Genomic DNA, 11,212 nt, shown 5'->3' with positions numbered 1-11,212 from the left:
CTACCATCCTTTCTTATTCCATCTAGATATTCATTAAAGGCCTGCCGTAGCAGTGGAGAACCCTTTCTAAATGCAGCCCCCATTTTTTGTTCGTGTGATATTGGACCGATTACCTTTATTTCACCCGGCCACTTTTCAAGCGCAATCAAAGCATCAGCAACATCTAAGAGTGTTGTTTCAGCATCATTTTTTAAAATCGCAGGTACCATTTCATTCAATTTACGATCTGGCTCAGGCAGTATAACGTTAGCCCCCGTTTCATAAAGGTTGTATAAGTTTGGGTCTAAGCATGAGAATTCTAGTGCCAGAACATCTTTTCCCTTAATCATACGTTTAACGCTACTGATGTCAGCATCAATTGATTCAGCTGGTTCAATGGGTGATAGATCTGAATCTGACCGTGCAACTAACCATACTCCTGATATAAAATAGTCATCAGAAAAATCAGCGAGCTCAGTGCGCCACTCAAGAATTGTTGCACCATTAGCAATAATATCTCCTTCTACAGTCCTCTTATCTCCCCAAGAAAATTTATTATTACTGTAAAGTACATCTTGTCCAATAAGCTTGCCGATCACATCATGCCATTCGGCAGGTACGTATTGATACTCCACACCGATATGCTTGGCAAAGCCCTTTATTAGTTCAACATCTAATCCACTTAGCGACTCAAAGTCACCTCTTTTAATATAAGAGACAAAATTCGCATAAGGTACTCCAATATGCCTTATAACACCGCTTTCTTTTATTTCTGGTAGATCATATGCCAATATATTTTGGCTATATAACAGACTTCCTGCAATAAACAATGAATGTGTTAACGATTTGAGCATTTTTGTTTTTATCATTTAAGTACTCTTGATCTATATCTAGCCGAATAAAGCACCTAACACTGTTAGGTGCTATAAGAACTATGACATTGCTTCAAATAAATGTTGAATGGCTTCGACTAAACCTTCTACATCTTTTTCATCATGGAATAGATGAGTCGAAATTCGTAAGGCATGTGAATCTGCACTATCCTCAGCATACAATTTAAAGCTTGTTGTACGAATGATAAAGCCGTACTCATTTCTCAATCTATCTCTGAACTCTGTCAGCCTCTCACCTTCATCAAGGTCAAAGGGGTTAAATGTCGTTAAACCACTTGATAAGCTATCTACATTCGGGGAGAAAATATAAGCATTTGGTAAAGCGTTAGTTAATAACGATTTGCATAATGAACCAAGGTATAAGACGCGTTCTTCAATTCTATCGCGGCCGATGTCATCCCACATTTTACAACTATCGGCCAAAGCCTGCTTTGCAGGATAATTATCGTTGCCGATATATTGCATCTGCAGCTGTTTACCTAAATAATCAGCATGCGACAGAGAAGAGTTAATTAACCACAGTGAATTATCACGGTCGGCCCAATATTGATCTAATCGACTTGCATTATCCCTTACATACAAAATTCCGGTTGCGCCAGGACCACATTGCCACTTATGCCCCGACCCTGCATAAAAGTCACAATCTAAATCATGAAAATCTAAATCGAGCATGCCAATAGTATGGGCGCCATCAATAAGAGTGGGTACGGCATACTCTTTTGCTAATTCACATAATTGCTTGGCTGGTAATTTGGTACCCGTTTTATAGGTAATATGGGAAAACATCATCAAACGAACATTGCTGTATGCATTCAACGCTTCTCTGAATACGTTAACATATTCTTCTTCCGTAACTGATTCAGTCCCAGTAAACACCGGAAGCTGCACTTCAACCACTTTTACACCAAAGCGTTGCTTAACCACATTCAACGGTGAAGTTCCAGCAACGTGTTCATGATGAGTAGTTAAGATCACATCCCCTTCTTCGAAATGTAAGCCGTTAATGATGGAGCACATACCATCCGTAGTGTTACGACTTAAGATAAGCTCATATGCCTCAGCACCGAAACCTGGTGCAATGCCAGTCACCATTTCAGAAACATACGGCCATGAACCAAACTTTTCATCCATATCCCATGGATATTTTGCAACTGTTTTATTATTTTCGGTATATTCGGCCAACACATGCTTTGGCATTGAACCTGTGGTGCCAATGTTCATATACGTTGTTCTTCTATCGAGAAGAAACTGCTTTTTTATTTTTTTCCAAAATTTTTCATCTTTTCTGTCGTGCTTTAAAAAAGCCACCCCATCATTTTCAAGATCAGATGCATTTGCACTATTTGCGATTAGTGAGCTACTTAGTCCTGCAATTGCAAAAGTCGCTGACTTCTTCATAAATAGTCGGCGGTTTTGGCTTTCAGCTTTATCTAATTTATTTCCCATTCCAATCATTCCCTGTATGGATACTTAGATGAAGTATGTAAATAAATGCTAATAAACAATACCAAATGTTACAACGCTGCTAATCAGTATTTGTCAGCAGCATCACGCTTATTGAGTAAATAGTTAAAATGAATGTGATCGATTGAAAAGTGACGTTGAAATTATGGCTATATATTCAACAATCAAATGGATAATAGAGGTTTAACRAGGTAAAAAAACGGACATTCCACTAATAATTTCATTTGCCATTTTTTGAATGCAAACCGTTTTTTCATGACCATTACGCATGATTAGATCAACCGAAGTATCAACGAAAGGCATAGATTCAATTGGAATGGCTTTCAAGCTGCCATTTTTGATTTCTCTCTCAACACATACTTCAGGTAGCAATGTGCCTCCTGTTCCGGATAGGGCAAAAATCTTTAGTGCTTGAAAGGAGTTACATTCTAGAACCGGACTCAACTGAAAGCTATGAGCAAGTTCAAATTGGCGAACTATCTGTCTGATACTAAATGAATTATGAAGTAGAGCGAGTGGAATTGACTTTAACGTCTCAATTGAGCATTTATCTAAATGGTTTAGCTCACTATAAGGGTTAATAATAAGTGATAGCGGTTGAAATTTTTCACTGTGGAGAATATCAATCTGTGGAGTAGAAGGGCAATTTAAGACCAAACCAATGTCAGCCTCCTCTTGACGAACCTTTCTGATCACGTCGTCTCCACCGCAAACATCTAGCTTCAACTTTACACCTGGATACTTTTTTGAAAAGCGCGTTACCGAGTGTAAAATTAAATCATCAATAAAACCGCCTCCCGTCACTAAACGCAAAGTACCGGTTTTCAATTCCTGCATATCAGTAAGATACGATAAGAATTCGTTCTCTTTATGGTGGAGCTCTTTTATATATCGTGTTAGTTCTTTACCAGCTTCCGTTAAGCTGATCCCTCTACCCAATCGAGTGATCAGCTGTACTTCAAGCTCTGATTCTAATTGTACGATTTTTCGACTAATTGCTGATGGAGCAACGTGAAGCTGTTCAGAGGCTCCACGTATACTTCCTGCATTAGCAACAGCTTCAAAATACTTTAATGCGCGATTATCCATAACTCTGCTACAACAATTTAAGCAAGTAATCGTTGTACCAGATTCACCCAATAATTAGCACCTATTTTTAGCATATTGTCATTAAAGTCGTAGTGCGGGTTATGTAAACCATAATCACCACCGGTTCCAAGCCAAATATAACAACCAGGATTTTGCTCCAACATAAAGGCAAAGTCTTCACCGCCCATACTTGCAGGTGGATTAAGGTGTACTTTGCTGATCCCTGGCAATAGCTCTAACGTACTCAGACACTCACGCGCTTCATTCTTGGTATTGATCGTTGCTGGATAGCGGCGAGTATAATTAAATTCAACGCTACAACCCTGGCTTTCAACAACGGCCTCAACAAGCTGCTGCATACGACTCTCAATCAAATCACGAACATCTGGGCAGAATGAACGCGTTGTTCCTTTTAATGAAACATCTTCAGGAATAACGTTATAAGCATCACCGCCATGAATTTGCGTAACACTAATAACACCAGACTGCTGCGGGTCAATATTACGGCTGACGATACTTTGCAAAGCTGTTACAACTAAACTTGCCGCTTGAACTGGGTCTGCCGCTAAGTGTGGCATCGCTCCGTGCCCACCTTTACCTTTAATAACAATGTCAAAAGTATCAAAAGCTGCCATTACAGCACTATCATGTACCGCTGCCTCACCAGCAGGTAAGTTTGGCCAATTATGAAGTCCATAAACTGCTTTTACAGGGAACTTTTCAAACAAGCCATCTTCAATCATGGCTTTTGCACCCGCTTCATTCTCTTCAGCCGGCTGAAAAATAAAATGAACCGTGCCAGCAAAATCAGGGTTCTTTGCCAATACGTGAGCTGCACCAAGTAGCATCGTTGTGTGACCATCGTGACCGCAAGCATGCATTTTGCCTTGATGCACAGAGCAATGGCTAAACTCATTAAGTTCTTGCATCAACAATGCATCCATATCAGCACGAAGTGCGATAGCATCACCACTGCCTTTGTTACCCTGTAGCGTTGCAACAACGCCTGTTTTTCCTATACCACATGTTACTTCAAGACCAAGTGCTTTTAGCTTTGTCGCGACAAATTCTGATGTTCTGAATTCTTCATAGGCAATTTCAGGGTGGGCATGAATATCACGTCGCCACTCTATCATCTGCTGCTCGAACTCTTGACATAGTAGTTCATTCTCTTTCATATCACTTATCTCAAATTGTTATGATGTTATTATTATGAGCTGACCCCTTTTTAATAAGGGGTCGCCATAGATGTAATCAAACCTAAAGTAGAATGTTGGCAACGAAGGCTGAACCAATAAACGTACCGGTAAATACTAGAATAGAAATAAGCACGATCTTAAAGCCTGACTTCTTAAACGTGTCTATCTCTAGCTTGCTAATCGCCAAGCCTGAATAAGCTAAAACGGGGGTAACAAGACTTAAGAAGTTAATCGACTGAAGATTTGTCACAATCCAATCAGCTGCAGGAAAAATCGGTAATGTTAGTCCCACGCTAACAATTGAAATCCAAGCAACCGATGGTAGATAAAATGGCATATATTTTGCCAACACTAAACTAACAAGCACCATTGTGTAGATGATAAACATCCCTAACAGCGCTTCTGTCGGTGCAACCCCTGCCCCAGCCCAGTTTGAAATCAGTGCTATGATAGAAACAAAGAATAAAACCAGTGCAAATTCGATTAAATTAATGCCGCTATTTACGTGGCGTTTTTCGATTACCTCAGACATTTGAATCACTCCCTAATTCAGCTTCTACCTGCTCACCTTTTTTCTTTGTCAGCACTTTATATAGTTTTTCAGTCAACGGTAATGCAACAAACAACCCAATGAACAAGCCTGTCGCATTCGTTAACAAGTTACTCGCGCCAGCTAGTGCTAGAATCTCATCTTTCAAGCTTGGGTACATTTCTGATAATGATGCAGAGCACGCCGCAGTCATACTGCCACTCCCAACCCCACAAGCCATCGCGAGGGCTTTAACATCGAACAGACCTAAGTTGGCTAAAACTGAGGCAAGAATTGCAAAATAAAGTGTGCCAAACATAGTACCCATAACGTACACACCCATTACACCGATCCCTTCTGGATTCTTTAATCCGTACTTATCAGAAATCAGCGCGATATTGGGCTCTCTAGCAATCGAGAAACAAGCACCAACAGACTCTCGTCCCATCTTAAGCAACAATATCGCTACCGGCATTGCAATTAAGATCGTTCCCAAGTTGCCTAATTCTTGGAATATCATCGCAGGACCGACGCTTAAAATTTTATCTAAAGAGGGGCCGATTAATGTGCCGAATTTGGCAAGAAATGGCATTACTGCAATTAAAATAATCGGCGAGGCTTTTTCAGCTTGATCGACAGAGATTATTGATTTGGCTTTCTTTACAATATTAGGATTAATAAGCAATCCTAATATAAATGAATAAAAGAGTGGAAGCAGCACAATACTGCTGGACCCTATTGGAATTTTAATAACCCCAATCATCTCTGCGATAATAGATAAAGCAATGACGATAAAATGGAGCTTAAAGTTTAACAGTTGAGCTTTAATGCTATCCATGTACTGACTTCCCTTGTCATGTAAAAAACACCTTCTACTGACCATTGAACCACGCAGTAGATTTAACAACCAATGCTATTATTAATAAGCTGCGTTCTAAAAAAAGCAACAATGACGATAATGCCTTAATCATTAAATACTTATATCTTACAAGGTTAAATTATAAACAAAGATAAAGACGAGTAACCATCACTAACAAACAACACAAATAAAGGTTAATAAACCACGGTTACAAAAAAAGACAGTCAAACAGACCACAATAAAACATAACAGCGTCATAATTGATTGTTTTAGATGGATTGCGACTATGACAAAAAAAGCCATGTCACATAAGCGCCCCCAATAATTCAAACAAGGTGCATACTCGTAACATGGCTTATTAAACATTCTTAACGGTTATTGCATCGCTTCTCGGTTTGCGGTGCCTTTAAGATCCGTCAATGTTTGATTCTCTGTATCTATCAAGAAATGGTCGCTCGCTTGGCCTGTAGCAAACTTATCCAGAATAACGAACAGACTGCCAAATCGTGACTTAAATACATCACCAACGGTATATTGGCCTAGGTCACCAATTTCTGAATCTATTGTGCCATCAAATTCAGCGAGCTCTTCGCTTAACACTTTATACTGTGGTAATACTGCTGAGTCGATATCTCGGAAAGCCAATTCGTCTGCATTACGTAAGCGGTAAAAATCAACAGCCAACTCTTCACCGGTCCAACTTCGGAAATCAGCCAATGTCAGGCTATTTTCTGCAGCAATGCCCTCTGCTTGAATACGAGCATTACGCCAATCGGCTAAGAACTGTGCTAAATCGCTAGTCTGTAATGCTGCACAGCCTGTTAAAGGTAGCTCCAAAGCTTCTGCAAGCTGACAAACAGTAAAGTCAGTTTCAATCTGTGACATGATCAACATCTGCTCACCGTCCATATTCATGATCATCTTACGCATTTCAACAGGCCAGTCGCCGGGTAAAAAACGTAAGCGAGTCAGCTCTTTAATGTGCCAGTCAGTTAGCTCATAATAAGTTTCGGATTTTAGAATATCACCATTCCAAATTTCCGATTTGGCATTTTCGTCATCACCAGCCTGAGCGGTTAGGTATTCATGCTCGACTTGGTAATGCTCAAATAACTCATTGAAACGTGGTACGTTCTCAATGATAACTGTCTCCACTTCAATTTGGTTATCTGGCCTGATATTAAGTACTTTATAGGCTGGGATATACCCCGCTAAAGATGGAGCCTGAATATTAAACAGTGTATGTTGCTCACCATTAATGTTGTAAGACTTCATGCCTGTATCATTAAAGTGCATATGGCCACCAACATGAACACTTAAACCGGTTGCCGCTAACGCTTTACTGGTTTCTTCGTCAGGTTTACGTCCAAGCTGAAAATTACCTTCACCGAACAAATCTTCAATATCTTCAGACGCGCCATTATAGAACTCAGTCATTGGAAAGTGACTGAATGATACCAAGGTTTTATTCTGCTCTTTTGCAGCTTTAACGACATCACGAATCCAGTCGATTACATGCGCTTTATGGGTTAGCATCATATTATAGCCAGCATTACCTGAACCTTCGTAATCATCTGGGTTAGCCACGCCACCTACTGAGTTTGCCTTCGGCTGATAGATATTTGCATCAATCGCTAATAGCCATAAGCCTTCAACAGGTTCCACTAGATAACTTGAATCTGGTACCTCTGAACAACTGGTAAAACCGTCTTGTTTATATTCATCACCAGTGCCTTCATGACAAATTTCATACATGCGGTTTTCGTAGCTTGCTTCTTCCATGGCAAGATCAAACGAGTAATTATTACGGGCTTCATCACTGCTATACGGTGTTTCGAAATAATGATACTTCTCTTGCGGGTTGAAACCGTGAGTTCCTAAGATATTCATAATATCTTCATAGCCCCAGTGCACCACTTCATCGCTACAGATAACAGGATGAGAGCCGTCACTTGCAGCTGAAGCATTTAGGCAATTACCATGCTCAAGGCTATAAATTGGCTGCATCTTGCCACCGTCACCAAGGTAGTCACTTTTACCTGCAGGCTGAATAAACGGACGGTTTGGATCGTGGTTACCCGGCGCGGCAAAAAACTCTAGGCCATACTTTTCATGATACGTATCAAAAATCTTTACCAAGCCGCGCATATGAATAGGCTGGCCGTCATCACTGAAGTCACCAGGCAACGCAACATATTTAATACCACGGTCAACAATATCATCCAATGCCGCCAGTAACGCAAAATAGTTCTCGTTAAATAAACGGGTTGATCCCATTTGCGACGCCATGGTGCGAATAGTTGCTCCTTCACCGCTTTGACTGTTTGGTAAGCCATCAAAAGAGTCATCTTGGAAATCACCATAGATGTCATGGAAGTGAATGTCTGGCATAAAAGCAACTTGAATTGAGGTTTCCAATCCACCTTTATCATCTTCATCTGACGAGCTTGAATTACAGCCAACTAATGTTGCTGCTGTCAGCAAAGATAATGCCGACAGAGTCCATTTTTTCATTTATATGTTCCTGATTAAACTTCAAAAATCGGCTGGAAGGTTAGACTTTATAAATGACAAATTAGGTATAATTTCATGACAAAAATATTACCAACAATAGTAATTGATAAGTTAATTCATAGTCTTAATGAAAATCCAGAAATTTACATTCACAGGAAAAATGCAAAACAATAAACATATAACCCTAATAAGTGATGAGCATATTAGTGGGGAAAACTATCAGTACAGACAAAACCAATATAGTGAATTCATAGCAGTCTTGGGAAATAAAGCTTTAGGACGCAAATCTATGTGAAAACGCCCCTGATATTGGGGCGTTATTAGAAAAGTGACATAATTGGTAATTAGTGCACATCAGCTTCTTTACAAACTTTCTTTTGAACCGTACTTGGTGCCGGCTCATAATGGCTCATTTGTAAGTTGAAACTTCCCTCGCCACCGGTTATTGCACGTAGCCGCTGAGCGTAATCAACTAATTCATTCTGAGGCACTCGTGCTTCAATAACCGTAAAGTTATTCGCTTCAGATTGTGTACCAAGAATTACACCACGATTACCTGCCAAATCCCCGGTAACATCACCAACTGCTGGCGTTGGTATTTGCAGCGTTAATTCTACAATCGGCTCAAGTACAATTGGGTTCGCATTGTTTACCGCATCAAGAAATGCTTTTTTACCCGCAATAACAAAAGCGATCTCTTTTGAGTCAACTGAATGAAACTTCCCATCATAAACCGTCACTTCAATGTCTTTGATTGGGTTGCCAGATATTGCGCCTTCATTCAGGGCCTGCCGTATACCCTTCTCAACCGCTGGGATCAATGACGTTGGTATTGCCCCACCCACTACTTTATTCACAAAAGTGAAGCCAGAACCACGCTCAAGCGGCTTCACTCTTAACTGAACTTCGCCAAATTGACCCGCACCACCGCTTTGCTTTTTATGACGATATCGGCCTTCAGCGGCTTGAGTAATTGTCTCGAAGTATTCAATTCCGGGTTGTTCTGTATCAACGTTAATCTTATAGATCGCCGCCATTTTTTCTAACGCGACTTTCAGATGGAATTCGCCCTGCCCACTCAATACCGTTTCATTGGTACGAGATCGATGCTCTAGTCGAAGTGATGGGTCTTCAGCGACAATTTTACCCAGAACCTCAGATAATTTCTGCTCATCACCACGTTTTATTGGATGAATCGCCAAACTATACATCGGCTCGGGAAAATCAAGCGTTCTCATATGCACGCCGTCTTCGTCGTGCGAGTCATGAACAACAGAATCAAAAGCTAAGTCATCGACTTTCGCCAGCACGCAAAAATCCCCTGCCCGAGCTCGTCCAATTTCAGTCCGTTTTTTACCCTGTAATTGATATAAATGTCCAACTTTAAACGCCTTGTTGCTTTCACCTATGTACAATTGCGAGCCTGCGTTAATCTCGCCTTGAAAAACACGTAGGTATGCCAATTTGCCTAAATATGGATCAACGCTGACTTTAAATACATGAGCAACAATGTGATCGAGTTGCTCACAATCCACTCGTATTCGTTTGCCATTCTTTTCTAACATCGGCGGATTGCCTTCATCAGGCATAGGCATGAGCTCCGCCATCGTTCGGAGTAATAATGGAACCCCAACGCCTGTTTCTGCTGATACAAAACAAATAGGGATCACGTGACCAGTACGGAGTGCTTCTTCAAACGGATCATGCAGCTGGGCAGGATTAAGCTCCGAGCCTTGCTCAAGGTATAACTCCATCAAGTCTTCATCAACTTCAATAACCTGATCTATCAACTTTTCATGGGCGGACTCAACTGAATCAAATAACGTTACTTGCTCATATTCCGGTTCAAAGAAACAATCAACAATACCTCGAGCATCAGCTGTTGGTAAATTAATAGGTAAGCACTCTTCACCAAAATGCAAACGAATCTCTTGTAATAAAGCCAGAAGCTTATCGGGATTAAGATCAACCTTATTTACAATTATCATCTGACACTTTTTCTGCTGCTTTGCAAAACTATATAAACGGTCAGAGAGTTGATTCAATGGCGTGTTAGCATCAAACACTAAGGCTGTTGTCTCCACTGCTGGGTAGATACTTAACGTACGTCCGAGTAATTCAGGCAAGCCCGGAGTATCAATGATATTCATCCGATGTAATTGCCAAGTAACAGAGACTGGCGTTGCCTCGATGCTATGTTGATATTGAATAGATTGAGTGTCGAAATCGGTGATGGTATCACCTGCTTTGATATTTCCGAGGTGAGTTGAAGATTGGGAGTCGAACAGCAGGCGTTCTACCAGTGATGTTTTGCCGACACCACTTTGACCTACTAATGCAACATTACGAATTTCATTCACAGACATAAGAGTCCCCTTTTAGAATTATGACGAGGGAGTTGCTGATTGAGGGCGGATTAACCGCCACATCGTCTTCCACGTCATTTTTCTTATGGGGACTTTCATAGGCATACTGTTCCAATACTGTATCAGGCACATTACCGTTTATGGTAAATGTATTGATAATGTATGAATAATAGACCTAAATGATAGTGTACCTATACCCATTAAATTACTGTGAGTAGTTTCATATCAAAGGAAATTGGAGCACCCTTGTGAATAAAAAAAGCCGTAACTGTGATAAATATCGCCCCAAAGATTCAGGGTGTTATCACAACTGCGGCCTT

At 40.5% G+C, this 11,212-nt stretch carries 8 protein-coding genes; all 8 read right to left on the bottom strand.

Going from position 1 to position 11,212, the window contains the following annotated elements; all coding sequences use genetic code 11:
• Positions 1 to 845: transporter substrate-binding domain-containing protein (locus L4D78_RS18205; protein WP_428468251.1), on the bottom strand; the 845-nt coding region annotated here is incomplete at its 3' end.
• A gap of 66 nt (positions 846 to 911) precedes the next feature.
• On the bottom strand, positions 912 to 2,318 hold the full coding sequence (locus L4D78_RS18200) for an aminotransferase class V-fold PLP-dependent enzyme (RefSeq protein WP_428468250.1): 1,407 nt from the start codon (positions 2,316 to 2,318) through the stop codon (positions 912 to 914).
• Between the two features lie 201 nt (positions 2,319 to 2,519).
• Positions 2,520 to 3,425 carry a LysR family transcriptional regulator gene (locus L4D78_RS18195; protein ID WP_428468249.1) on the bottom strand — a complete coding sequence of 302 codons (906 nt, stop codon included), beginning with the start codon at positions 3,423 to 3,425 and terminating at the stop codon, positions 2,520 to 2,522.
• 17 nt (positions 3,426 to 3,442) lie between these two features.
• Positions 3,443 to 4,603 (bottom strand): M20 aminoacylase family protein, encoded by a 1,161-nt coding sequence (locus L4D78_RS18190; RefSeq protein ID WP_428468248.1) that lies wholly within the window; start codon positions 4,601 to 4,603, stop codon positions 3,443 to 3,445.
• 82 nt (positions 4,604 to 4,685) lie between these two features.
• Positions 4,686 to 5,156: a hypothetical protein gene (locus L4D78_RS18185; protein ID WP_428468247.1), complete on the bottom strand. Its 471-nt coding sequence runs from the start codon at positions 5,154 to 5,156 to the stop codon at positions 4,686 to 4,688.
• Positions 5,149 to 5,991, bottom strand: coding sequence for a DUF3100 domain-containing protein (locus tag L4D78_RS18180; RefSeq protein ID WP_428468246.1), 843 nt, complete (start codon positions 5,989 to 5,991; stop codon positions 5,149 to 5,151). The genes L4D78_RS18185 and L4D78_RS18180 overlap by 8 nt, the downstream gene beginning before the upstream one ends.
• A 396-nt stretch (positions 5,992 to 6,387) precedes the next feature.
• Positions 6,388 to 8,526 carry a metallophosphoesterase gene (locus tag L4D78_RS18175; RefSeq protein ID WP_428468245.1) on the bottom strand — a complete coding sequence of 713 codons (2,139 nt, stop codon included), beginning with the start codon at positions 8,524 to 8,526 and terminating at the stop codon, positions 6,388 to 6,390.
• A 344-nt stretch (positions 8,527 to 8,870) separates the two neighbouring features.
• Positions 8,871 to 10,892: an elongation factor G gene (fusA, locus tag L4D78_RS18170; RefSeq protein ID WP_428468244.1), complete on the bottom strand. Its 2,022-nt coding sequence runs from the start codon at positions 10,890 to 10,892 to the stop codon at positions 8,871 to 8,873.
• Positions 10,893 to 11,212 lie beyond the last annotated feature (320 nt).

This window comes from Photobacterium minamisatsumaniensis (genome assembly GCF_050336695.1).
Classification (GTDB): Bacteria; Pseudomonadota; Gammaproteobacteria; order Enterobacterales; family Vibrionaceae; genus Photobacterium; species Photobacterium minamisatsumaniensis.
Note: the sequence above shows the minus strand (reverse complement) of the source record. Positions and strands in the feature narration are given on the sequence as shown.